Source organism: Herbaspirillum sp. ST 5-3 (genome assembly GCF_004804275.1).
Taxonomy (GTDB): Bacteria; Pseudomonadota; Gammaproteobacteria; order Burkholderiales; family Burkholderiaceae_D; genus Noviherbaspirillum.
Genome location: NZ_STGI01000005.1, coordinates 102,402 through 125,121, shown reverse-complemented (window position 1 = coordinate 125,121; position 22,720 = coordinate 102,402). Strand labels below are relative to the sequence as shown.

The 22,720-nt window shown below is 58.4% G+C and carries 21 protein-coding genes; 10 read left to right on the top strand and 11 right to left on the bottom strand.

The window, feature by feature from the left end:
• Nucleotides 1-315: 315 nt before the first annotated feature.
• Together E6W33_RS12095 and E6W33_RS12090 are read right to left on the bottom strand one after the other, a co-directional pair.
• Complete coding sequence (locus E6W33_RS12095; protein ID WP_136417573.1) at nt 316-1,254, bottom strand: hypothetical protein; 939 nt, start codon at nt 1,252-1,254, stop codon at nt 316-318.
• A gap of 972 nt (nt 1,255-2,226) precedes the next feature.
• A complete protein-coding gene (locus tag E6W33_RS12090) occupies nt 2,227-2,448 on the bottom strand; it encodes a hypothetical protein (protein ID WP_136417572.1) in 222 nt (73 codons plus the stop codon).
• A 557-nt stretch (nt 2,449-3,005) separates the two neighbouring features.
• Between E6W33_RS12090 and E6W33_RS12085 the strand changes: the two genes are divergently transcribed.
• The 3 genes from E6W33_RS12085 to E6W33_RS12070 all read left to right on the top strand — a co-directional run bounded on the left by E6W33_RS12085 (nt 3,006) and on the right by E6W33_RS12070 (nt 7,710).
• Nucleotides 3,006-4,094, top strand: coding sequence for a phage tail tip lysozyme (locus E6W33_RS12085; RefSeq protein WP_136417571.1), 1,089 nt, complete (start codon nt 3,006-3,008; stop codon nt 4,092-4,094).
• Between the two features lie 940 nt (nt 4,095-5,034).
• Nucleotides 5,035-6,447, top strand: a complete 1,413-nt coding sequence (locus E6W33_RS12080; protein ID WP_136417570.1) for a phage tail tip lysozyme — start codon at nt 5,035-5,037, stop codon at nt 6,445-6,447.
• Between the two features lie 75 nt (nt 6,448-6,522).
• Nucleotides 6,523-7,710, top strand: a complete 1,188-nt coding sequence (locus E6W33_RS12070; RefSeq protein ID WP_168798621.1) for a phage tail tip lysozyme — start codon at nt 6,523-6,525, stop codon at nt 7,708-7,710.
• A 125-nt stretch (nt 7,711-7,835) separates the two neighbouring features.
• Here E6W33_RS12070 and rng read toward each other — a convergent pair whose 3' ends face one another.
• From rng to E6W33_RS12030, 8 genes are all read right to left on the bottom strand, one after another.
• Nucleotides 7,836-9,299, bottom strand: a complete 1,464-nt coding sequence (gene rng / locus E6W33_RS12065; RefSeq protein WP_136417569.1) for a ribonuclease G — start codon at nt 9,297-9,299, stop codon at nt 7,836-7,838.
• Nucleotides 9,296-9,916, bottom strand: a complete 621-nt coding sequence (locus tag E6W33_RS12060; RefSeq protein ID WP_136417568.1) for a Maf family protein — start codon at nt 9,914-9,916, stop codon at nt 9,296-9,298. The genes rng and E6W33_RS12060 overlap by 4 nt, the downstream gene beginning before the upstream one ends.
• A gap of 14 nt (nt 9,917-9,930) precedes the next feature.
• Complete coding sequence (rlmH, locus tag E6W33_RS12055; RefSeq protein ID WP_136417567.1) at nt 9,931-10,401, bottom strand: 23S rRNA (pseudouridine(1915)-N(3))-methyltransferase RlmH; 471 nt, start codon at nt 10,399-10,401, stop codon at nt 9,931-9,933.
• A gap of 18 nt (nt 10,402-10,419) precedes the next feature.
• Nucleotides 10,420-11,055 (bottom strand): ribosome silencing factor, encoded by a 636-nt coding sequence (gene rsfS / locus E6W33_RS12050; RefSeq protein ID WP_136417566.1) that lies wholly within the window; start codon nt 11,053-11,055, stop codon nt 10,420-10,422.
• On the bottom strand, nt 11,055-11,711 hold the full coding sequence (locus tag E6W33_RS12045) for a nicotinate-nucleotide adenylyltransferase (RefSeq protein ID WP_136417565.1): 657 nt from the start codon (nt 11,709-11,711) through the stop codon (nt 11,055-11,057). The genes rsfS and E6W33_RS12045 overlap by 1 nt, the downstream gene beginning before the upstream one ends.
• A complete protein-coding gene (gene hemF / locus E6W33_RS12040) occupies nt 11,702-12,619 on the bottom strand; it encodes an oxygen-dependent coproporphyrinogen oxidase (protein ID WP_247869624.1) in 918 nt (305 codons plus the stop codon). The genes E6W33_RS12045 and hemF overlap by 10 nt, the downstream gene beginning before the upstream one ends.
• A 161-nt stretch (nt 12,620-12,780) precedes the next feature.
• Nucleotides 12,781-14,055 carry a phosphoribosylamine--glycine ligase gene (gene purD, locus E6W33_RS12035; protein WP_136417564.1) on the bottom strand — a complete coding sequence of 425 codons (1,275 nt, stop codon included), beginning with the start codon at nt 14,053-14,055 and terminating at the stop codon, nt 12,781-12,783.
• A gap of 162 nt (nt 14,056-14,217) precedes the next feature.
• The gene (locus E6W33_RS12030) at nt 14,218-14,943 is read right to left on the bottom strand and encodes a YebC/PmpR family DNA-binding transcriptional regulator (RefSeq protein ID WP_136417563.1); all 726 of its coding nucleotides are present in this window, start codon (nt 14,941-14,943) and stop codon (nt 14,218-14,220) included.
• Between the two features lie 153 nt (nt 14,944-15,096).
• Between E6W33_RS12030 and E6W33_RS12025 the strand changes: the two genes are divergently transcribed.
• The 7 genes from E6W33_RS12025 to E6W33_RS12000 all read left to right on the top strand — a co-directional run bounded on the left by E6W33_RS12025 (nt 15,097) and on the right by E6W33_RS12000 (nt 21,966).
• On the top strand, nt 15,097-16,644 hold the full coding sequence (locus E6W33_RS12025) for a helicase HerA-like C-terminal domain-containing protein (RefSeq protein WP_136417562.1): 1,548 nt from the start codon (nt 15,097-15,099) through the stop codon (nt 16,642-16,644).
• 128 nt (nt 16,645-16,772) lie between these two features.
• Complete coding sequence (locus E6W33_RS12020; RefSeq protein WP_136417561.1) at nt 16,773-17,684, top strand: DMT family transporter; 912 nt, start codon at nt 16,773-16,775, stop codon at nt 17,682-17,684.
• A gap of 8 nt (nt 17,685-17,692) precedes the next feature.
• Nucleotides 17,693-18,472 carry an SDR family oxidoreductase gene (locus E6W33_RS12015; protein WP_136417560.1) on the top strand — a complete coding sequence of 260 codons (780 nt, stop codon included), beginning with the start codon at nt 17,693-17,695 and terminating at the stop codon, nt 18,470-18,472.
• 9 nt (nt 18,473-18,481) lie between these two features.
• Nucleotides 18,482-18,877 (top strand): methylglyoxal synthase, encoded by a 396-nt coding sequence (locus tag E6W33_RS12010; protein WP_136417559.1) that lies wholly within the window; start codon nt 18,482-18,484, stop codon nt 18,875-18,877.
• A 9-nt stretch (nt 18,878-18,886) separates the two neighbouring features.
• Nucleotides 18,887-19,861, top strand: a complete 975-nt coding sequence (locus E6W33_RS12005) for a quinone oxidoreductase (protein ID WP_136417558.1) — start codon at nt 18,887-18,889, stop codon at nt 19,859-19,861.
• A 33-nt stretch (nt 19,862-19,894) separates the two neighbouring features.
• Nucleotides 19,895-20,026 (top strand): hypothetical protein, encoded by a 132-nt coding sequence (locus E6W33_RS27830; RefSeq protein ID WP_282183694.1) that lies wholly within the window; start codon nt 19,895-19,897, stop codon nt 20,024-20,026.
• A gap of 35 nt (nt 20,027-20,061) precedes the next feature.
• Nucleotides 20,062-21,966 carry a DUF1631 family protein gene (locus E6W33_RS12000; RefSeq protein WP_136417557.1) on the top strand — a complete coding sequence of 635 codons (1,905 nt, stop codon included), beginning with the start codon at nt 20,062-20,064 and terminating at the stop codon, nt 21,964-21,966.
• Nucleotides 21,967-21,989: 23 nt separating this feature from the next.
• Here E6W33_RS12000 and E6W33_RS11995 read toward each other — a convergent pair whose 3' ends face one another.
• Nucleotides 21,990-22,622 (bottom strand): DUF4136 domain-containing protein, encoded by a 633-nt coding sequence (locus tag E6W33_RS11995; RefSeq protein ID WP_136417556.1) that lies wholly within the window; start codon nt 22,620-22,622, stop codon nt 21,990-21,992.
• Nucleotides 22,623-22,720 lie beyond the last annotated feature (98 nt).

Below are 22,720 nucleotides of genomic sequence, written 5' to 3'. Positions count from 1 at the left end.
TGCCGGCACGGCCTGCCGAAATGGCCTCTTATTCAGTCAACGACATTATTCATGGCCACAGTCGGCACAGACCGAAGTCCGGCAGCGTTCATTGCGCTTTTCCACTGCCACCGTGCTGACTACGCATATGCGCTTGCGCAGGCGACAAATGCAGGCCCGACTCAGGCTTGCGCCATGAGTCATGAGCGACGACTATCTGGATGCGTCCCGGATGGCAGAAGGGGATGCCGCGCGATTCAGAGGATGAAGAGCGCGCGGTGTGCAGGCCGGCATGGAGCGCCGCAAGAAAAGCATGTGCGCTCGAGATCAGGAAGCTCAAGAATGTTGGCGCCCCTGCTGAGCGGCTTGTTGCGCAAGGACGTAGGTTTCAGCAGTTTCGTTGCGACCTGAAGGATTGTTATCTTGAGTCTCGTTTTCTTTGTTTGACTTGTCATTATTGGCCTGTTCGCCATCCGTGGAACTGTCGGCCGGGTCTTTCTTTTTCTTTTGGAATAGCTTCGCTATTGGCCTCATCACCTTCAGTATGACCTCCCTGGTAGCAAATAAATGCGGCGCGAGTAAATTCCATGCGTTAACAGCGATTTCCTGACCTATTTTCCTAATTTCGTTAAGCAGTTTCGCCGCAAGCACCATGGCAACTGCAAGTGCTTTTGCTATCGTTTTAAACAATGCCGCAACCGGTTTTAGTACTCTGGCGATTGGTTTTAAAACTGGTTCAAGTGGTTCTTTCACATGTTTGTCAAACGTGTCGTTAAACGGTTTTACCAAACGCTTATCGAACGCTGTTAGCACTCTTTCTGCGCCGTTTTTGAATTTTTCTTTCATGCGGTCCAAATAGGGATGACTGCTCGACTCTTTTGAAGTCACATCCTTATCGGTTGTCTTCTCTTGTTCTTGTTCAGCGGCTTTCTGGGGGCGTTCCTTAAGGGACGCATCAGACGACCTGCGCTCATCGACGGACGCCGTTTCCTGGACCATGGAAATATCTGATGAGGTTGAACGAGTACGTGGACGGTTTCCCGTTCGCAGCACAGGTGCTTCCTGGGGGCTTTTCTTAAGGGACGCATCGGAGGGCCTGCGCTCGTCGACGGACGCCTCGACGGACGCCGTTTCCTGGACCATGGAAATATTTGATGAGGTTGAATGAGTGCGTGGACGATTTTCCGTTCGCAGCACAGGTGCTTCCTGGGGGCTTTTCTTAAGGGATGTATCAGAGGGCCTGCGCTCATCGACGGACGCCGTTTCCTCGGTCATGGAAATTTCTGATGACGTCGAAAGAAAGCGTCGACGGTTTCCCTCGGATCTCTTCCAAAGGGGCGAATCAGGAGGCAAAAGCCCATCACCCGACGCATTCGTATCCAGGGAAGTATTTAACTGCGCCGCTCCAGGGCGCCGAACCTTTGTCGCGGGCGCCGCTACCAGTCCCGCAGGCGGAGACGTCCCCTGAGAGGTCCCGACGCTATGTTGAACACCGGGTGTAGCACCAAAACCCGGATTTGAATTTCCGTTGTGTCCGCGCGGACTTTGGCTCGGTCCTGAAAGGCTCGGTGGCATTTGTACTCTCCGTATAAAAAAGGCTATTCGTTCCCAGCATCTTTTTTGCCATCTGAACGACGTCACCCATTTTCATGAATTCTTGCTGATGTCGATTGTGTGGAATGTCACGCCCTCAGACCGCGCCCTCACTATGTTCGCCAGTGTGGCCCACGGTTTCTCGCCCTGGCGGTTGGCCGGTGCCATATTCGCCGTCATGCGCGTGGGGGGGGGGGCAGCTCTGTCGAAATGGGCTCTAACACTCACCCCTTTAAAGGTCATGACAAGTTCAATGCACCGAGTGGTGAATGAAGATTTATCTCAAACTCTCGTGCACTTGGCATCGCTTAAAAACAAGAGCGAACGGTTCCCTCCTCCTGTAAGGGGGAAGGCTAGGGAGGGGGTGGTGGGTTCGAGACACCAAGATTATTACTCGAACGCACTACCCTCATCCCAACCTTCCCCCTGCAAGGGGGAAGGAGCTGTTCGAACGTGTTCGCATGTGTTTGACCGATGATCGCTCATGTGAATAGAGGAAAATTTTTTCTAGATAGAACTCGCATCTTTAAAGGCGTGGCTCTAACACTGTTGCATTCGCGAGCTTCTCTTCCCGTTCTGTGATCTATCTTGCCAATTGCCTGATGGGCTTTCCAAGACTTCCTATCGCCTTCGTCAACTTCCCAATCGGCCTCGCTACAAATTCATTGAACAAATTTCCCAGTTTTCCAAACAGGCCGGTTTTCCTTTTGCCACGCCTTCTTCTGCGCGGCGGGATTGCTTGTATAGCGCCGCTGACAGCGTGATCCTTCCTGACTCTTTGCTCTCCTTGGTACCGGATCGACACGCCTGAGATGGGAATCGAATGTTGCTCTCGACTGGCGACGATTTTTCCTTTTGCATCTTGTATGGGGACATGTCCTGCTCGTTGTTTGTTCGCACGATGAGAACTTGGGAACTCGGCGGCTTTATTCTTTGTGTGAGTATCCTGGATGCCCGGCTGGCCCAGACCGCCTAAGTTGCCCAAGCTGCCCGACTGACCCAGAGTGCCAATGAGGCCCGGCGCCCCATGACTCCTGCTTAGACCGCGATCCATTTGTTCCCCTCGTATAAAACAAACTATTCGTTCCCATGCGTTCTATTGAAGCCGGAAAGACGTCGGTCATTCTCACGACGTCCGTACCGGGCTCACCTGATCGCCATTCATGCACTGTTCATCTTTGCTCGTTGTTGAGTGGTTTCGTCTGTTCCTTCGGTTCCTGTCTTTATCGCGTGCCTGGTCAACACCTGTCGAACCACGCAAGAATCGCCTTCGTTTGACGTTGGGAAGTGCCGGAAGCGTGGAGTAGCGCGTGATGGAGAGAAATTCCCGGAACCGCGGTTAACGGCAAACCACTTATCGACGATCTCGCCAGCGATTGGCACCAGGAGGTGGCGCAGAGTGATTCGAAAAATGACACTTTTGAAGGAACGCCATGAAAGGAATTAAGAAGATTCATCTGACGGCCATTGCTTTGGCAGTGGCTCAATTCGCGTGCACAACCGCATATGCTGCGACGTCGTCGACCCAGGAAGAGGGGATGACCGCAAGGATGGTGTTTGAGCACCCACAGTGTCTGCCGGGAGACGGCAATTCGTTTTTGAGTGCGAGCCCTCAAACGACCGTGAACACGGAGGCACAGAAGCAACAACTCGCCGTGGCTTATGTAAAAGAACTGCAGTACCTATTTGGCTTCACACCGATGCAGGCCGCGGGCATTGTCGCGAATCTCCTGTGGGAGAGCGGCTTAAATTCAGGAATGAAAGGTAATGGCTCACTTGGCGAGGAGCAGTTGAATGACGGCGCAGCCGATGGTACTGGCTACGGCGTCGCACAATGGATTAAGGATAGAAAAGCCAAGCTCGTTGACCTGGCTAAGAAAATGAAGATTCCTACGTCGAGCCAATGCGCTAATTTTAACTTTCTCGGTAATGAACTGCTCTTTGAGCCGAGATTCGCAAAGGTGATATCTGCAGTGCATGCCGAAAACGATCTTGTTGGCGCGGTGTGCAGCTTTGAAAAGCTGTATCAAGCCCCGAAGGATCCGAATTCCAGTAACCGTATTGAGCTGGCGAGAAACATCATGAACTGGCTTGGGGAACATTATGTCGAAGGGTACGGCACCCCTAGTGCTGACGTGTGCGATCATTATCCTGTCAAGGGATTTATATCGACCTCATCGCCTGGTCCTGGCAAGGATAAAACAAAGAGCAGGGGCTCATCGCCTGGTCCTGGCAAGGATAAATCAAAGAGCGGGGGCTCATCGCCTAGCAATATTCGCGGCCCAGGTCCGATAAAGGTAACGAAGCCTGAAACGAATCACGGCCCTATTCCAGTTGATCCGGACGGGAAGATCTGCAAATGGAAAGTGGGCCCGCTTGAGAAGTACGGACCATGTCCGATAAATTGGCCATCCAACGAGGACTCTCCGCCTAAACAGGAGAATGGCCCAGGCCCCGGACCGGACCACGATCACCAACAGCATGTCTGGAAGAACCCGTTCGGTATTCCTCCCAGAAAGTAAGCGGTGTTGAAAGTTGGATTTTCTCCAATTTAGAACGAGAAAGTTTTACATGAAGTAGTCGCGTTTCTCAGAAAGCCAGATCATCGACATCCTGAAACAAGCGGATGGTGGTGCCCGATGTCGGAGCTGTGTCATGAGCATGGAGTGAGCTCGGTCTTGTTCTAGAAATGGCGCAGTTGGCCTTGCTGTATGAATGCTTCGATGATGGGCGGTTCAAGAAGGTGCCGGCAGATCGAGGGCTCGGCGTCGAAATGATGGGGGAGATTTCAAGCAAAGAATGGTGAGTGCACCGGCTGGACGAAATACGACACTGTACGGCGTTGAGCGAGAAATCTCTCAACGTCGAGCTGGTGCGTTCATGCAGGTGGCAAGATCCGGCTTGCTGTATGCCCCCGACTCTGCCGCAGAAGAGTACGCGGGTAGCACTCTCCACGTCGATTATCGCGCCAGTATCCGCACTATGGATCGCGTCGTATCCGGGTTTTTCCTGGACCGGAAGGTGTTGGGTTCGGTAAGCGGCCGCCTGTGCAAGGTTCGCGACAAAAATCTGGCTATCGAATGGTTCAGGAATCGTCTGAAACCGAGGTCCTCATCGAGGATTGTCGGCAGTATTACGACCGCATTCAAGTCTGAATTACGAAACCTCAGAACCGCTCTGCATGAACGCAGAAACAGCTTTATTAAGCGGCCCTGTTCCAAATTAGCCTGGTCCAAAAAAACGATCAGGTCACTGCCAATATCAAGCGCTGGATCAACACCTGCCGAGTTGCACAGGAATCGCTGTCTTTAACATTGGACTTGAAGCGTGGATCAATGCGTGATGGAGAGAAATTCGCGGAACCACGGTTGACGGCATACCACTTATCGACAATCTCGCCAGCGATTGGCATCTCGAGATGGCGGAGAGTGATTCGAAACATGACATTTTTGAAGGAACGCCATGAAAGGGATTCAGAAAGTTCAGCTGACGGGCATTGCATTGGTCGTTGCACAATTGGCGTGCACGTCGGCATATGCCCAACAAACGCCGAACACGGAGCTACCGATCCAGTGTCTGCCCGGAGACGGCAATTCGTTTTTGAGTGCGAGCCCTCAAACGACCGTGAACACCGAGGCACAGAAACAACAACTCGCCGTGGCTTATGTAAAAGAGTTTCAGCACATATTTAATTTGACTTCGACGCAAGCTGCAGGCGTTGTCGCAAATCTCCTGTGGGAGAGCGGTCTGAATTCCGGAATGAAAAATGTCACTGGTTCACTTGGCGAGGCGGTCAAGCAAGGCGACGCGGTCGACCGGACGGGCTATGGCGTCGCTCAATGGATCATGGAAAGGAAGTTCAAGCTCATTGAAGTGGCGGCGGGATTGAAGATTCCGACCTCGAGCCAATGCGCTAACTTTAACCATCTCGGTAATGAACTGATCTTTGAGCCGACATTCGCAAAGGTGATACCTGCAGTGCATGCCGAAAAGAATCTTATCGGTGCGGTGTGCAGCTTTGAAAAGCTGTATCAAATCCCGAAGGATCCGAATTCCAGTAACCGTATCCAGCTGGCGAGAAACATCATGAGCTGGCTTGGGGAAAGCTATGTCGAAGGGCATGGCTCCGCAAGCGGTGACGCGTGCGATTATTATCCTGGCCCGCAACCGGACGGATCGAATACATCGTCTAATTCGACCGTCGCTAAGTCGTACGTGGATACTGGCGGTGGATCAGGCAATCAGAAGCCGCCACATGGTTTTGCGAACAACTGGACCACCGTCAGGTTCAGCAATACGACCAATGAGGTGATTACGACGGAGATCGTTATGCAGGCCGGGCAAGCCTTGCCAGAGGGTGTCAAGCCCACTGTGCCTTTGCATGGGATATTTACGATCGCTGCGGGGGGCTATGTCGATATCCCATTCGGCCTGAATACCGGCCCCAACTTCGCGAGCAGGAAAGGCGACGGCTCCGCATGGAGTCAGGGCGAAGCATTTTTCGAGGAGAAAATTCATGCTTCCTGGTTCGACGTGAGCTACATCTACGGCGCCAATTCCAATATACGCATGTTCTGTGAGGATGGACAGCATTCCGGCTATCTGGGTGACATCATTGCCGGTGCTCCGCCAGAGGTCAGGGCCGGAAATTGGGGAATCAAGAGCCCCTTCCAGGATCGTCTTTCGAACGATCGTAACAACCCTAACTCCGCAATGGGCGGTCCTAACGGGCCGCATAATGCCGCCGCCGGGTATTTGTACAGCAAACTGAAAAAAGGCGAGGGGTATGTGCATCGCGGCAACCCGGCGGAGATTGATACCTATGACGATGCCAGCTCCCTGCGTTGCAACGGCAGATTGGCAGTGGTTTTCTAAGCCTCGAAGTCGCCGGCTATTCGCACAAATAGCCGGCGACGAGTGATGCGAACGATGGCATTTTGAAGGTGCATCATGAATAAGATCAGGGAGATATGCCCGGCGGGCATTGCGTTGGTAGTGGCTCAGTTGGCGTGTGCATCGGCATACGCCACTTCAACGCCACCGTGTGTCGCCTGGGCTGACGGTGGCACATATCAGGCGGGCGAGGTTGTCACCTACAATGGACAGACCTATACGGCACTTGTCTCGCATACCGCCTATCAGGGAGCGGGTTGGAACCCGACTGTCGGGAGTCTTTACCGTCCTGGCGGACAATGCAGCGGCACTGCAGCGCCGCCATCAACAGAAGGGTGTGCGGCCTGGAGCGAAGGCGGCACTTATCGAGCCGGTGACGTGGTGTCTTATCAAGGCAAGGTCTATACCGCACTGGTCACGCAAACAGACTACGCGGGCACAGGGTGGAATCCGACGATCGCAACTCTATTCAAGTCGGGTGGTACTTGCCCCGGTGGCAGTCCGGGAGGAGGCAATTCGTTTGTTGCGGATCCTCAGACGACCACTACTACCGATGTCCAGAAACAAACGTCCCCCACGCAATATGCAAACACAACTCAGGACACATCGGCGGCCCATTCGACGCAAGGAGTGGGCAGCATAAACTCCGCGTGCCTGCCGGGAGACGGCAATTCGTTTCTGAGTGGGAATCCACAAACGACCATGAACAGCGACGCACAGAAACAGCAACTCGCCGTGGCGTATGTAAAAGAACTGCGGCACCTATTTAATTTCACATCGGCGCAAGCTGCGGGCGTCGTCGGAAATCTCTTGTTGGAGAGTGGCTTGAATTCCGGCATCAAACAAGAAACCGGCACACTTGGTGAGGCATCCAAGGATGGCGATATCGTCGATAGGACTGGATATGGAATTGCACAATGGGGGGAGGACAGGAAGGTCAAGCTCATTAATCTGGCTACGAAAATGAAGATTCCTTCGTCGAGCCAATGCGCTAATTTTAACCATTTCGGTAATGAACTGGGGTTCGATCCGGGCTTCGCCAATGTAGTGCCGGCAGTGTCAGCGGAAAAGACGCTCATCGGCGCGGTGTGCAGTTTTGAAAAACTGTATGAAGTCCCGCTGGATCCGCATTCGCAAGAACGTATCCAGTATGCGAAAAATGTCATGGCCTGGCTGGGAGAAAACTACGTCGAAGGGACTGGATCACCGAATGGTGACGCATGTGATTATTATCGCCGCCCGTAGCCTGGCGGAACGAACGTATCGATAGCCTCATCGATCGGTCGTGAACAACCGCCGATGACCAGCAGCGACCACCAGCGACGTTTGCGAGCAACTGTATTGCCGGCGCGCCGCTGGTGGCAGCCGGCCTACATCAGGATGATGTCGTACTGCTCTTGATGGTAGATCGTCTCGACCTGCAGCGAGATCGGCTTGCCGATGAAGTCGCCCAGCATTGCCAGATGCTGCGATTCTTCTTCGAGGAACATGTCGACCACGACCTGCGAAGCAAGGATGCGGAATTCGCGCGGGTTGAACTGCTTGGCCTCGCGCAGCAGCTCGCGCAGGATTTCGTAGCAAATGGTGCGCGCGGTTTTTACCTGGCCCTTGCCGCCGCAGGCCGGGCAGACTTCGCACAGGATGTGGGCCAGCGATTCGCGCGTTCGCTTGCGCGTCATCTCGACCAGGCCGAGTTGCGAGAACCCGGACACCGATACCTTGGTGCGGTCGCGCGACAAGGCCTTGTTCAGCTCGCTGAGCACCGCGTTGCGATGCTCGACATTTTCCATGTCGATGAAGTCGAGGATGATGATGCCGCCCAGATTGCGCAGCCGCAGCTGGCGCGCGATGGCATGCGCCGCTTCCAGATTGGTCTTGAAGATCGTGTCGTCGAAATTGCGACCGGTGACATAGCTGCCGGTATTGACGTCGATCGTGGTCATTGCCTCGGTCTGGTCGATGATCAGGTAGCCGCCCGACTTCAGGTCCACGCGCCGGCCCAGCGCGCGCTGGATTTCCTCTTCGACGCCGTACAGATCGAACAAGGGCCGCTCGCCGGTGTAGTGCACCAGCTTCGACAGGACCGAAGGCGTATAGGTGGTGCCGAACTGCTGCAGCTTCTGGAAATTCTCGCGCGAGTCGATCTGGATGGTCGAGGTTTCATCGTTCACGAAATCCCGCAACACGCGCTGCGCCAGATTCAGATCCTGGTACAGCAGCGTCGGTGCCGGATTGGTCTTGGCTTGCTGCGTGATGGTGGACCAGGTCTTGCGCAGGTAGTCGATGTCCATCTGCAGGTCGGCCTCGGACGCGTCTTCCGCCATGGTGCGGATGATGAAGCCGCCTTTCTCTTCGGGCGGCAGCAGCTTCTGCACGCGGCTCTTCAGCAGCTCGCGATCGCTTTCGTTTTCGATGCGCTGCGAGATGCCGATGTGAGAATCCTGCGGCAGATAGACCAGCATGCGGCCCGCAATCGAGATTTGCGTCGACAGGCGCGCGCCCTTGGTGCCGATCGGATCCTTGATGACCTGTACCATGACCGACTGGCCGTCGTACAGCAGCTTTTCGATCGGCGTCTGCGTCGCGTTCGGATTGTCGTGCGGACGCGCTTCCCAGATATCGGCCACGTGCAGGAAGGCGGCACGCTCCAGCCCGATGTCGATGAAGGCGGATTGCATGCCGGGCAGCACGCGCACCACTTTGCCAAGATACACGTTGCCTGCCATGCCGCGCGACAGCGTGCGTTCGATATGGAGTTCCTGTACTGCGCCCTGGAGTATCAATGCAACCCGCGTTTCCTGCGGGGTGATATTGATGAGGATGTCTTCGCTCATAAAACGGGGATACCGGCCTGATTGAGTAATTCTGCGGTTTCATGCAGCGGCAGGCCCATGATGCCGGTGTAGCTGCCGGCAATGCGTTGCACGAATACCGCTGCAAACCCCTGGATGCCGTAGCCGCCGGCCTTGTCGTAAGGCTCGGACGTCGCGCAGTAGGCGCGCATCATGTCCTCGGTCAGCGTTGCCAGGGTGACGTCTGAAATCTGGGTGATCTGGGTAATGTTCTCGTCCTTGTGCAGCGCCACGCTGGTCATCACCTGGTGCGTGCGGCCGGACAGCAGGCGCAGCATGTCCATCGCCTCGTTCTCGTTGGCGGGTTTGCCGAGAATGCGGCCGTCGATGACCACGGTGGTGTCGGCGGACAGGATAGGACGCAGCGGGAGACGGCGCATCAGCATGACTTTCGCCGCATGCTCGACCTTTTCGCGCGTCACGCGTGTCACATAGGCGTCCGCCTGTTCGTTCGGCAAGACCTCTTCACTGACCTCCGGCCCGCGCGGCGCCTGATCGCGCAGCAACAGCAGTTCGAAGTCGACGCCGATCTGGCGCAGCAGCTCGCGGCGGCGAGGGCTCTTGGACGCGAGGTAAATCTTTTGGTTTGCCGATTTCATGAAGCCTTGCGAGTTTAAACGCGGTGGTACGGGTGATTCTGGGTAATTGACCAGGCGCGGTACAACTGCTCCGCGAGCAGGACGCGCACCATTCCATGCGGCAGGGTCAGGCTGGATATCCGGACCAGCATATCGGCGGACGCCTTGAATCCGGCATCCAGCCCATCCGCGCCGCCTATCACGAATGTAACATCACGCCCGTCTTGTTGCCACTGCGTCAGAAGTTGCGAAAGTTGCATGGTCGTCAGATCCTTGCCTCGCTCGTCCAGTGCAATGACGCGCGAACCTTTCGGAATGGCGGCTTCGATCTTTGCGCGCTCCTGCGCCATCACGGTTTCGGCGGTCCGGCTGCCGGAGCGCTCGACCGGTTTGATCTCCTTGAGCTGGAGACGGCATTCCGGCGGCATGCGCTTGGCATATTCGCCGAATCCATCCTCGATCCAGGCAGGCATCTTGTGGCCGACCGCCGCGATAACGAGCTGCATGGAGGCCGCCCGCCGTGCTTATTCGGCAGCTTTTTTGGTGCTGGCGCGCTTGGTCGCCGTCTTTCTCGGCGCGGCGGTCTTGGCGGCGGCAACCTTCACGGTCTTGCCGACGGGAGTCTTCGCGGTTTTCCTGGCGGGCGACTTGGCGGCCGTTGTTTTCGTTGCCGGCTTGGTCGCCGTCTTTGCCGCGGTCTTGCGCGCCGGCTTCTTCGGCTCGTCGTCGACCGTGGTCTGGCTTGCGGCGAGATGGCGGGAACGCTTCTTCGGTGCTTCTTCCGTCTCTTCGGAAGCGGTGCGCTTGGAAATGCGCTTGGCGGCGCCGAGCTTGATTTCCTTGTCGCCCCAGATCTCTTCCAGGCGGTAGTAGTCTCGGATCGCCGGTTGCATGATGTGCACCACCATGTCGCCCAGATCGACCAGTACCCACTCGCCGGTTTCTTCGCCTTCGATGCTGACGACGTTGCCGCCATGCTCCTTGACCTTGTCGCGCACTGACGCGGCCAGTGCCTTGGTCTGGCGGTTGGAGGTGCCGGAAGCGATCGCAAGGCGGTCGAACATGCTGGTCAGGTGTACGGTGTCGTAGGCGCGGATGTCTTGGGCCTTGACGTCTTCCAGGGCGTCGATGACGATGGCTTGCAGTTTTTTGATGTCCATTAGGTATAAAGGTGGTGTTGTTTTATATAGTCTAGCACCCCGGGCGGGATCAGCGCGTCGGCCCGCTCGCCCCGTTCCAGTGCTGCCCGGATATGGGTTGCGGAAATATCGACGGCCAGATTGGTCGCGATAGTGGTCAATCCATGCGATGTTTCGCGGATTTGTTGCGGTGTTGCGTCGCGCCGGGCGAATTCCCGGCTGACTTCCGCAGGGACATGGGCGGAATCCATGGCAAAGCCGGGCCGGGAAGCGGCGCAGATATGCGCGTAATCAAACAGTTGCCGCCACTCTTTCCAGGTATGCAGCTGTTGCAACTGGTCGGCGCCAATCAGGAACGCGAGCGAAACCTCGGGCCCGAGTTCCTCGCGCACCGCACGCAGGGTATCGATGGTATAGGTCGGACTGCCGCGCAGGATTTCCAGCGGATCCACCACAACCGGCACCGGCAGGCGGTCGAAGGCCAGCTTGACCATCGCGACACGGTGTTCGGGAGAAGCGTGCAGACCATCCTTTTGCCACGGTTTTCCGGCGGGGATGACACGCAGCTCATCCGGCGTCAGCAAGGTGGCGAAATACTTGCCGAGCGCGACGTGGCCGTTGTGCACCGGGTCGAAACTGCCTCCCAGCAAGGCGATGCAGCGCCCCGTCACACCCATTCCCGCAGCGGCAAGAAGTCAGTATACAGCTTCGCTTCCGGCGTGCCCGGCTCGGGTGCCCAGTCGTAACGCCATTTGACCACCGGCGGCATCGACATCAGGATCGATTCGGTGCGGCCGCCGGATTGCAAGCCGAACAGGGTACCACGATCGAACACGAGATTGAATTCGACATAGCGTCCGCGGCGATATGCCTGGAAATCGCGCTCGCGCTCGCCATAGGGCATGTCCTTGCGACGCTGCAGCAGCGGCACATAGGCATCGATGAAATGGTCGCCAACGCTCTTGATCATGGCGAAGCTTTGCTCGAAACCGAGTTCGTGGAAGTCGTCGAAGAAAATGCCGCCTACCCCGCGCGGCTCCTTGCGATGCTTCAGGTAGAAGTATTCATCGCACCATTTCTTGAAGCGCGGATGCAGGTCGCTGCCAAAGGGCGCGAGCGCATCGCGGCAAGCCTGGTGGAAGTGCTTCACGTCCTCTTCAAAGCCGTAGTAGGGCGTCAGGTCCATGCCGCCGCCGAACCACCAGACCGGCTCTTCGCCTTCCTTGGTCGCGGTGAAAAAACGCACGTTCATGTGCGAGGTCGGGGCGTAGGGATTGCGGGGATGCATCACCAGCGACACGCCCATCGCTTCCCAGCTGCGGCCGGCAATCTCGGGACGGTTGGCCGCCGCCGTCGGCGGCAGGCTGGTCCCGCTCACATGCGAAAAGCCGATGCCGCCGCGCTCCAGCACATTGCCTTCTTCGAGAATGCGCGAAATGCCGCCGCCGGCAATCGGGCCTGCGCCATGCGGTCGTTCCCATTGGTCGGTAATGAACTGCTTGCCGTCCACCTGTTCGAGCGCGGCGACGATGCGCAGTTGCAGGTCGAGGAGGTAGGTTCTGACGGTGTCGGGCGAGATAGTCACGGGTGTAGTCGATGAGTGCTGATCGGTAATTGGTGCACGAATGCAGCGCGGATTTGCACGAATTTTATTGCAAATTGACGCAACTGACGCTGGGCAACCCGCTGCTCCCTTCGCTGCACAGGCAGGAAGGGAGGGCAACAAGGATGATGACGGGGTGAGAACTAGCTATGCCGCTTCAATGCCCGCCACCCGATGTCACGGCGGAATTGCGCGCCATCGAAGTGGATGTTGTCGACCACGTCATAGGCATTCTTCTGGGCAATACGGACGCTGTCGCCCAAGCCGACCACGCACAGCACGCGTCCGCCGGAGGTGACCAGCTTGCCGCCGACCGTGTTAGTTCCTGCGTGGAAAGTGATGCAGTTGGACGATTCCTCGGGGATGCCGGTAATCACGTCGCCCTTGCGCGGCGCCTCCGGATAGCCGGCGGCGGCCATCACGACGCCCAGTGCGGTGCGGCGGTCCCATTCCAGTTCGACCTGGTCGAGCGTGCCGTTGACCGCATGTTCCATGACGCCGACCAGATCGGTCTTGAGACGCGCCATGATCGGCTGCGTTTCAGGGTCGCCCATGCGGCAGTTGAATTCCAATGTCTTCGGATTGCCCTTGGCGTCGATCATGACGCCGGCATACAGGAAGCCGGTAAACGGAATGCCGTCCTTCATCATGCCGAGCACAGTCGGGTTGATGATTTCGCGCAGGATGCGCGCATGCAGCGACGGTGTGACGATAGGAGCGGGCGAATAGGCGCCCATGCCGCCGGTGTTCGGGCCTTCGTCGCCATCCTTCAAACGCTTGTGGTCCTGGCTGGTGGCCAGCGGCAGCACATGCTTGCCGTCCACCATCACGATGAAACTGGCTTCCTCGCCGGCGAGGAATTCCTCGATCACGACGCGCGCGCCGGCGTCGCCGAGCTTGTTATCCGACAGCATCATGTCGACGGCCGCATGCGCTTCCTCGATCGTCATCGCCACCACGACGCCCTTGCCGGCGGCCAGTCCGTCGGCCTTGATCACGATCGGCGCGCCTTTCTGGTTGATGTACTTGCGTGCAGCCTGGGCATCGGAGAAGGTCTGGTAATCGGCGGTCGGAATGCGATGGCGCTTCATGAAGGCCTTGGCGAAGTCCTTCGAGCTTTCGAGTTGCGCGGCTTCCCTGGTCGGTCCGAAAATCTTCAGACCCTGTTCGCGGAAGATGTTGACGATGCCGGCCGCCAGCGGAACTTCCGGACCGACGACGGTCAGCGCGACATGTTCCTTGATCGCGAATTGCGCGAGCCATACCGGATCGGTGATGTCGACGTTCTCCAGGCGTGCGTCGAGCGCGGTTCCGCCGTTGCCCGGTGCAACATAAACCATTTGGATCCGCTCGGATTGCGCAAGCTTCCAAGCCAGGGCATGTTCGCGGCCGCCTGAGCCGACTACCAGAATTTTCATGAGGTGCAAAAACAGTTAGTGGGTAGTGCAAGCGTTTTGCATGCACTACCTAATTTACTTGTGAAACGGGTAAAGCGAAAGGCTAACTTCCTGGATGGCTCACATAATGCAACACTGCAAGCCATCTTGCCGGCCGGCCGCGTTGCCTTGTGCCGGAGGAGGCTATTCTTCAATGACGGCGTTGGTATAGACCTCTTGCACGTCGTCGAGATTCTCCAGGGCGTCCAGCAATTTTTGCATCCTGACCGCGTCGTCGCCGGTGAACACGGTTTCAGTCGAGGGCTTCATGATGATCTCCGCCATTTCGGCCTTGAATCCGGTTTTTTCCAGCGCATCCTTGACCGCGGAGAAATCGTTCGGGGCAGTGAGGACTTCGATGCCGCCTTCTTCGTCAGTGATCACGTCCTCGGCGCCGGCTTCGAGCGCGGCTTCCATCAGCGCATCTTCATTCGTGCCCGGCGCAAAGTACAGCTGGCCGCAGTGCTTGAACAGGAACGCGACCGAACCTTCGGTGCCCATGTTGCCGCCGAACTTGGAAAAGGTATGGCGCACTTCCGCCACGGTGCGCACACGATTGTCGGTCATGCAATCGACGATGATCGCCGCGCCGTTGATGCCATAGCCTTCGTAGCGGATTTCTTCATAGTTCGCACCATCCAGGCCGCCGGTACCGCGCTGGATCGCACGGTTGACGTTGTCCTTCGGCATGTTGGCGTCGGCGGCCTTGTCCACCGCGAGACGCAGGCGCGGGTTGCTGGCGATGTCGCCGCCGCCCATGCGCGCGGCAACCGTGATCTCCTTGATCAAACGCGTCCAGATCTTGCCGCGTTTTGCATCGGTTGCAGCTTTTTTGTGCTTAATATTGGCCCATTTACTGTGTCCAGCCATGGCAAATCTTTCTTGGAAATGAACGAGAGAAGGTCGGGATCACGGATTTTGGCGCAGAATCTGATCCAAAATAAGTGAGTACCGAGCCGAAAACCAATCTACAATTTTACCATATCGCCCTCTGTCAAAACCTCTCGGAAAGCCCGCCGAACAATGCCGAAACCACTTCTGATCGCCAAGCACCAGCAGCAAGAGCTCGTACTGTTGCCCAATCTCGCCAATCGCCATGGCTGCATCACGGGCGCCACCGGCACCGGCAAGACCGTCACCCTGCAAACGCTGGCGCAAGCCTTGTCGGACATCGGCGTGCCGGTGTTCATGGCCGACGTCAAGGGCGATCTTTCCGGATTGGCAAAACCGGGTTCGCCGACGCCGCGCATCAAGGAGCGCTTCGACCTGCTGAAGCTGGAAGAACCAGCCTGGTCCGCCTGTCCGGTCACTTTCTGGGATGTCTTCGGCGAAAAAGGTCATCCGGTGCGTGCCACGATTTCCGATCTCGGGCCGCTTTTGCTGTCGCGCATGCTGAACCTGAACGAAGTGCAGCAGGGCGTGCTGCAACTGGTGTTCAAAGTCGCGGACGACCATGGCTTGCTGCTGCTCGATATCAAGGACTTGCGCGCGATGCTGCAGCATGTGGCCGAGCATGCGGGTGAGTTGCAAACCGAATACGGCAACATTTCCGCCGCCAGCATCGGCGCCATCCAGCGCGGTCTGATCGGTATCGAGGAGCAGGGCGGTGACCGCTTTTTCGGCGAACCGATGCTCAACATCGACGATTTCATGCAGACCGACGCGCAGGGCAAGGGTGTGGTCAACATCCTGGCCGCCGACAAGCTGCTCAACTCGCCGCGCCTGTACGCGATTTTCCTGTTGTGGATGTTGTCGGAATTGTTCGAGCACTTGCCGGAAGTCGGCGATCTCGACAAGCCCAAGCTGGTGTTCTTCTTCGACGAAGCGCATTTGCTGTTCGATGAGGCGCCGAAGCCCTTGCTGCAAAAGATCGAACAAGTCGTGCGGCTGATCCGCTCCAAGGGTGTCGGCGTGTATTTCGTGACGCAAAACCCGCTCGATATTCCCGACACCGTGCTTGGGCAGCTTGGCAACCGCGTGCAGCATGCCTTGCGCGCCTACACGCCGCGCGACCAGAAGGCGGTGCAGGCAGCGGCGGAGACCTTCCGTCCCAATCCGCAACTCGACACCGCGCAGGCGATTACCGAGCTTGGCGTCGGCGAGGCGCTGGTGTCCTTCCTCGACGAAAAAGGGCGGCCGAACATCGTCGAACGCGCCTTCATCCTGCCGCCGGCTTCCCAAATCGGCCCGGTCAGCGACGCCGAGCGCAGTGAAATCATGCGCAGCTCGATCGTTGCCGGCGTATATGAAAAAGTCGTCGATCGCGAATCCGCCTACGAAAAGCTGAAGGGCCGGGTCGCCACCGAGATGCCGCAAACGCCGAAAGCGCCGCCGGTCAACGGCGGCACGCAGCAACAGCAACCGCAGCAGCCGCAGCAACCACAGCCGAGCGGCCCGTCGCTGGGCGACACCTTCAAGGATGCGCTGGGCGGCCTGTTCGGCGGCAGCGGCGTCGGGCGCCGCAAGGACACGATGGTGGAGGCAATGGTCAAGTCGGCCGCACGCAGCATCGGTTCGCAGGTCGGGCGCGAAATCATCCGCGGCGTGCTGGGGTCGATCATGAAGAAGTAGAAGATGTCCACGGAAAGCACAGAAATCACGGAAACAGTCATTCCGTGTTTTCCGTGTCTTCCGTGGACCGATATGTTCCGTTTTTTCAGTGAAATGTAAGAAAATCATTCGCGGCGTAAAATCGCCGGATGCTTTCTTCTTCCGCACAATCTCCCGCGCGCCAGGCATTTCTCACCGGGCTCGCCATCGCGATCGCCGGCGCGATCCTGTTCTCCGCCAAGGCGATCGTTGCCAAACTGATTTACCGCTACCATGTCGATGCCGTGACGCTGATCGCGTTTCGCATGATCTTTTCGCTGCCGTTCTTTGCCGCCATTGCGATCTGGCAGGCGAGGATTTCGACGCCCCTGACCAACATCGAGCGCGCCTGGGTTGCCGTGCTCGGCATGCTCGGCTATTACCTGTCGAGCTTCTTCGATTTTATCGGGCTGCAATACATCTCGGCCGGGCTGGAGCGCCTGATCCTGTTTCTCACGCCCTCCTTCGTGCTGCTCATTTCGGTCTTCTTCCTGCACAAGAAAATCACCAGGCTGGAATGGCTGGCGCTGGGCACGGCCTATCTCGGCACGGTATTGGTTTTTTTGCATGATGTCAGACTCGGCGGCGCCAATGTCGGCCTCGGCAGTGCATTCGTGCTCGGGAGTGCGGTATTGTATGCGCTGTACTTGCTGCAATCCGGCCATCTGGTTCGGCGCGTCGGCGCGATGCGGCTGGTGGCTTATGCAATGTGCTCGGCTTGCGTGGCATGCATCGTGCAGTTTTTCCTGCTGCGCCCGGTTTCGATGCTGACGCAGCCGGTGCCGGTGTACTGGCTGTCGCTGGTGAATGCCGTGTTTTGCACGGTATTCCCGGTATTTTTGACAATGATCGCCGTGGCCCGTATTGGCGCGGCGACCGCGTCGCAGGCCGGCATGGTCGGGCCTGTGTCGACCTTGTTCATGGGAGCAGTGATCCTGGGGGAACCCGTCACCGGGATTCAGTTGGCCGGCACAGCATTGGTGCTTGCCGGAATTTATTTATTGTCTAGGAAAAAGGCATAGGAAACAGCATGGATCTGGGAATCAAGGGAAAAACGGCGCTGGTCTGCGGCGCCAGCAAGGGCTTGGGGCGCGGTTGCGCGGAAGCATTGGCCGCCGAAGGCGTGCATGTGACAGTGGTGGCGCGTACCGCCGATGTGCTGGAAGCGACCGCCGCCGAGATTCGCCAGAAGACCGGAGTGACGGTGACGGCGGTGGCCTGCGACATCACAAGCGCCGACGGCCGTGCGAAGGCGCTGGCCGCCTGTCCGCAGCCGGACATCCTCGTCACCAACGCCGGCGGACCGCCGACCGGGGATTTCCGGACCTGGACGCGCGACGACTGGATCGCGGCGCTGGACGCCAACATGCTCACACCGATCGAACTCATCAAGGCGACCGTCGACGGCATGATGTCGCGCCGTTTCGGTCGCATCATCAACATCACATCGAGTGCGGTGAAGGCTCCGATCGATATCCTCGGCCTGTCCAACGGAGCACGTTCCGGCTTGACCGGTTTCGTGGCCGGCCTGGCGCGCAAGACGGTGGCCCACAATGTGACGATCAACAATATGCTGCCGGGACAGTTCGATACCGACCGGCTGAAGAAGACGCTGGGCGCTGCCGCCGGTTCATCCGGCAAGAGCATCGATGAGGTGTACGCCGCGCGTCGCGTGCAGATTCCGGCGCAGCGCTTCGGCACGCCGGCGGAGTTTGGTGCGCTGTGCGCCTTCCTGTGCAGCGTGCATGCCGGTTACATGACCGGGCAGAACGTCCTGCTGGACGGCGGAAATTATCCTGGAACGTTTTGAGAGGTTGCGGTGAAGAAGCGAATTGCATTGATTGCACACGACAAGAAGAAGGACGAGATGGTCGAACTGGCATCCGAGCATGCCGATTTGCTGCGCCAGTGCATCCTGGTGGCGACCGGCACGACCGGCAAGCGCTTGCATGATGAAGTGGGGCTGACGGTGGAGCGCAAGCTGTCCGGCCCCTTCGGCGGCGACCTGCAGATCGGCGCCGAACTGGTCGAAGGCAGGATCGACTGCGTGATCTTCTTGCGCGATCCGATGACCGCGCATCCGCACGAGCCGGATGTGAACGCGCTGGTGCGCGCCTGCGACGTGCACAATATTCCCTGTGCCACCAATATCGTGTCGGCCAAACTGCTGCTCGCGCAGATGGTGCCGCATCATCATCACAATCACAACACTTGAGGAGCAAGCATGGCGAAGGCAATTCGAATCAACGCAGTCGGCGGCCCTGAAGTGATGGAGTACGTGGATGTCGAGGTGGGAGAGCCGGGGCCGGGCGAGGTGCGCGTGCGCCAGGCCGCCTGCGGCTTGAACTATATCGATGTCTACTTCCGCACCGGCGCCTACCCGCAGCCGCTGCCGGCCGGCCTGGGCATGGAAGGCGCGGGCACGGTGGAAGCGGTGGGCGCAGGCGTCACCCATGTAAAGGTAGGTGATCGCGTCGCGTACGCCGGGCGACCGACCGGTGCGTATGCGGAAGCGCGTGTGATGCCGGCTTCCATCCTGGTCAAGCTGCCGGACGGAATCGATTTCGAGACGGCTGCCGCCATGATGCTGCAGGGCCTGACGGTGCAATACCTGTTTCATCGCACCTTCCCCTTGCATGGCGGTGAAACCATTCTGTTCCATGCCGCTGCCGGCGGAGTCGGGCTGATCGCCTGCCAATGGGCGCGGGCGCTGGGCGTGACCATGATCGGCACGGTCGGTTCCGACGAGAAAGCGGCCCTGGCCAAGGCGCACGGCTGCGCGCATACCATCAACTACAACAAGGAAAACTTCGTCGAGCGCGTCAAGGAAATCACCGGCGGCAAGGGTGTTCCCGTGGTCTATGATTCGATCGGCAAGGATACCTTCACCGGTTCGCTTGATTGCCTGTCACCACTGGGCATGATGGTCAGCTTCGGCAGCGCGTCCGGCCCGGTGCCGCCCTTCAGCCTCAACGAGCTGGCGTCGCGCGGATCGCTGTTCATCACGCGGCCGTCGCTGTTTGCGTATACGGCCAAGCGCGAGGATCTCGACAAGATGGCGGCCGACCTGTTCAACATGGTGCTGAGCAAGAAGGTCAAGATCGAGGTCAACCAGCGCTATGCACTGAAGGACGTGGCGCAGGCGCACCGCGACCTGGAAGCGCGCAAGACGACCGGCTCCACCATTCTTCTGCCGTGAGCGCGAGCCATGGACGAGCAGCGTGAGAATTCGATGAATCATCCACCGGAACAAGCGACCGGGACGGAAGGCACGCCGAAGTTCGGCCGCCTGCTGCTGGTCCTCGCCGCCGTCGTGATGCTGATCGTGGTGCTTACCTTCGCTTCGGAAGCAATGTATTCCTGAACAGCGTACGCGCAAAGGCAACGAAGTTCGGCACCATGGCAGACAACACAACACCGCGAGAAGTGACCGGCGTCGCGCCTGATCGCATGGCGCTGCTGCACACGCTCGCGTTTGCCGCCATGCGGCTGAGCGCCGCGCAGTTCGATGGGTTCACCACGCGCCTGGCGCAAGCACTGTCCACCTCCGGGCAAGCCGAGGATTCGGATGAATCCGCGCTGTGCCGCAGCGCCTCGGAGCACCTGAACCGCCAACGCGTCACCTTTCATCGTCTGCTTGCGGAGAGTCTGCAGGAAAGCTTGCTGCAAGCCGTGCAGGCGGCCGGCATGCAGGGCGAATCGCTGCTCGAAAGCGGCGCGATGGATTTGTCGCTGGTCGACTTCGCCGCGATGGAACGCAAGGTGCTGATCGATAACCTGAGCCAGGCCATCGATGCGGCCAACGCGGAGGCACTCGCCGTCCTCGGCATGCGGATTGCCCATTGGCTGCAGTCCGAAGTGGTCGGCATCCGAGCCAATCCGTTTCGCGCCGAAATCTTCCTGAAGGCTGCCGGCAATGCGTGGGGCAAGTTTGACTTGAATGCGGCCTCGCAGCGTATTGTGCTTCGGGAGATGCGGCCGGAGGTATTCCTGCAACTGGGGCCGATCCTGCAGGCGCTGAACCAGGAACTGGCGATCCGTCAGGTCTTGCCGGACGCCGAACAGGAATATCGACGCAAACGCACCACGCCGATACTTTCCTTCACGCCGTCGGAGCAGGAGAAGCTGCGGCGCTGGCTGGCGCCGGACGGCATCCTGAACGTCATCGACGCGCGTGCAGTCGGATTGCTGGACAAGGCTTTCGATCAATTGCGGCGCGATGAAGACATCCCGCCCGCGGTCCGCGAGCTGATCGAAGTCCTGCGCGTTCCGCTGCGCAAGGCGGCGCTGGCGGACAAGGAATTCTTCTTCCGTGAATCACATCCGGCGCGGCGACTGGTCGATGCGGTGTTGACGGCCGGCCTGGCCTGCGATCCTGAAAAGGGAAGCGCCGATCCTTTGCATGAGCGGATTGCGCAAGTACTGGATTGCGTTGATCCGGAAGGCAGCGAGGCGTCTTTCGACAGGATCGTCGCCGAACTGCAATCGATTGCGACCGAGGGCGATGACGCTCTGGCGGGCAAGTTGAATCAGGCGATCGCCGATGCGACGACACAGGAAAACATCGGACAGGCGCAGCAACTGGCGCAGGAAGATGTGATCGCGCGGATCGAAACCGGCGAGGTGCCCGGGTTTGTCGAGACATTTCTGCAACACCAGTGGTCGCGCGTGCTTAGCTTTGCTTACAGCACGCGCAGCACCAAACCCGAGGTGCTGACTAACGTTCTCAAGGCCATGGACGACCTGATCTGGAGCGTCAAGCCCAAGGTCGGCCCGGAAGAACGCAAGGATCTGGTCGAGCGGCTGCCGGCGCTGTTGTCCATGCTCAATGCATGGCTCAATGTGGTCAAGTGGGAAGGCGCAGAGCGCGACGCGTTTTTCAGCGAACTCGCCGAGCGCCACGCCTCGGCCTTGCGCATGCCGGCCGAACTGACGCCGCGCCATCAGCTCGAACTGCGAATGAACGTCGTGCAAAAGGCGAGCGAACATCAGCTCGCCAAACGCGCGCAGCAACAGCAGGAAGCGGCGCTGGCCGACTTCATGCGCCAGATCGACAGCCTGGCGCCGGGCAGCTGGATGGAGTTCGTGCGCAATGACGGCGGCAAAGTGAATTGCCGGCTGATGTGGATCAGTCCGGGCCGCAGCCGTTTCGTGTTCGCCGGGCGGCAGGGACAGCTCCTCTTTGCGCTGACGAATGAAGCACTGGCACAGGCCATGTGCGCCGACCGCACCCGCATTCACGCCACGAGCGGCGTGATCGGCCGTGCACTGCAGGCTGCGCTGGCGGAAATAGTGGGTAGCTGACGGACAGAGGGCGGCGGAGCCGCTTATTGCATTTTCAGTTCCACGCGATGCGGAACACCGCTCTTGCCGGGGAAATCCGCGAACGCGCTGCGCACCATGTAAGGCATTACCGCGGCAAGCGAGCCGTTGGTGCCTTCGCTGACGACGGTGGTTTCATAGAGCTGCTTGTTGTCCGTCATGCGCGCGATCATGACGTGCAGCTGACGTGTGTACAGGCGGTACTGCGAAACGCGTTGTTCCACCATGGGCGGGCCGTACCAGAACGGATCGTAGAACGGGCTGTAATAGCCGCGCCAGGGCGGGCCATACCAGGCGGGACCGTACCAGTAGGGATTGGGGTTGACGACCACGGGATAGACTTCGCGCACGTCGCGGCCATCGATGCGGTAGCTGATGGCGACCTTGAGCGTCGGCTTGACCGACGGCGAGGCTTCCATGAATCCGAGCCGGTTCAGCTCGGCGCGGACCAGGTTCTCGTAGTTGAGGTATTCGAGGTTATTGTTCTGATCCTTGGTGCGCTCGAACACGTAGTGCTTGTCCGGCAGGCTTTCCGGCCATTCATGGAAGGCCGTGACATTGCTCTGGATGGTGGTGCCACAGCCCGCTACCAGGACGCTAGTTACCGCCATGACAACGGCGATCAGCCAGGCTTTCATCGATTTTCTCCAGCGTGCATAGGCTCTTTGATTCAAATTCAGAATAGACCAGCGGCAAAAAAATTACGTAAGTTTTTGTAACGCTTTTGTGTCAATAA

What these genes read in the sequence shown, in the direction of transcription:
- E6W33_RS12005 (WP_136417558.1), top strand. Translation starts at nt 18,887, where the DNA reads ATGGCGAAGGCAATTCGAATCAACGCAGTCGGCGGCCCTGAAGTGATG.
- E6W33_RS11995 (WP_136417556.1), bottom strand. Translation starts at nt 22,622, where the DNA reads ATGAAAGCCTGGCTGATCGCCGTTGTCATGGCGGTAACTAGCGTCCTG.
- E6W33_RS12070 (WP_168798621.1), top strand. Translation starts at nt 6,523, where the DNA reads ATGAATAAGATCAGGGAGATATGCCCGGCGGGCATTGCGTTGGTAGTG.
- E6W33_RS27830 (WP_282183694.1), top strand. Translation starts at nt 19,895, where the DNA reads ATGAATCATCCACCGGAACAAGCGACCGGGACGGAAGGCACGCCGAAG.
- E6W33_RS12060 (WP_136417568.1), bottom strand. Translation starts at nt 9,916, where the DNA reads ATGAAATCGGCAAACCAAAAGATTTACCTCGCGTCCAAGAGCCCTCGC.
- E6W33_RS12020 (WP_136417561.1), top strand. Translation starts at nt 16,773, where the DNA reads ATGCTTTCTTCTTCCGCACAATCTCCCGCGCGCCAGGCATTTCTCACC.
- E6W33_RS12000 (WP_136417557.1), top strand. Translation starts at nt 20,062, where the DNA reads ATGGCAGACAACACAACACCGCGAGAAGTGACCGGCGTCGCGCCTGAT.
- E6W33_RS12025 (WP_136417562.1), top strand. Translation starts at nt 15,097, where the DNA reads ATGCCGAAACCACTTCTGATCGCCAAGCACCAGCAGCAAGAGCTCGTA.
- E6W33_RS12045 (WP_136417565.1), bottom strand. Translation starts at nt 11,711, where the DNA reads ATGGGTGTGACGGGGCGCTGCATCGCCTTGCTGGGAGGCAGTTTCGAC.
- rng (WP_136417569.1), bottom strand. Translation starts at nt 9,299, where the DNA reads ATGAGCGAAGACATCCTCATCAATATCACCCCGCAGGAAACGCGGGTT.
- E6W33_RS12080 (WP_136417570.1), top strand. Translation starts at nt 5,035, where the DNA reads ATGAAAGGGATTCAGAAAGTTCAGCTGACGGGCATTGCATTGGTCGTT.
- E6W33_RS12030 (WP_136417563.1), bottom strand. Translation starts at nt 14,943, where the DNA reads ATGGCTGGACACAGTAAATGGGCCAATATTAAGCACAAAAAAGCTGCA.
- rlmH (WP_136417567.1), bottom strand. Translation starts at nt 10,401, where the DNA reads ATGCAGCTCGTTATCGCGGCGGTCGGCCACAAGATGCCTGCCTGGATC.
- E6W33_RS12015 (WP_136417560.1), top strand. Translation starts at nt 17,693, where the DNA reads ATGGATCTGGGAATCAAGGGAAAAACGGCGCTGGTCTGCGGCGCCAGC.
- purD (WP_136417564.1), bottom strand. Translation starts at nt 14,055, where the DNA reads ATGAAAATTCTGGTAGTCGGCTCAGGCGGCCGCGAACATGCCCTGGCT.
- rsfS (WP_136417566.1), bottom strand. Translation starts at nt 11,055, where the DNA reads ATGGACATCAAAAAACTGCAAGCCATCGTCATCGACGCCCTGGAAGAC.
- E6W33_RS12090 (WP_136417572.1), bottom strand. Translation starts at nt 2,448, where the DNA reads ATGTCCCCATACAAGATGCAAAAGGAAAAATCGTCGCCAGTCGAGAGC.
- E6W33_RS12095 (WP_136417573.1), bottom strand. Translation starts at nt 1,254, where the DNA reads ATGACCGAGGAAACGGCGTCCGTCGATGAGCGCAGGCCCTCTGATACA.
- E6W33_RS12085 (WP_136417571.1), top strand. Translation starts at nt 3,006, where the DNA reads ATGAAAGGAATTAAGAAGATTCATCTGACGGCCATTGCTTTGGCAGTG.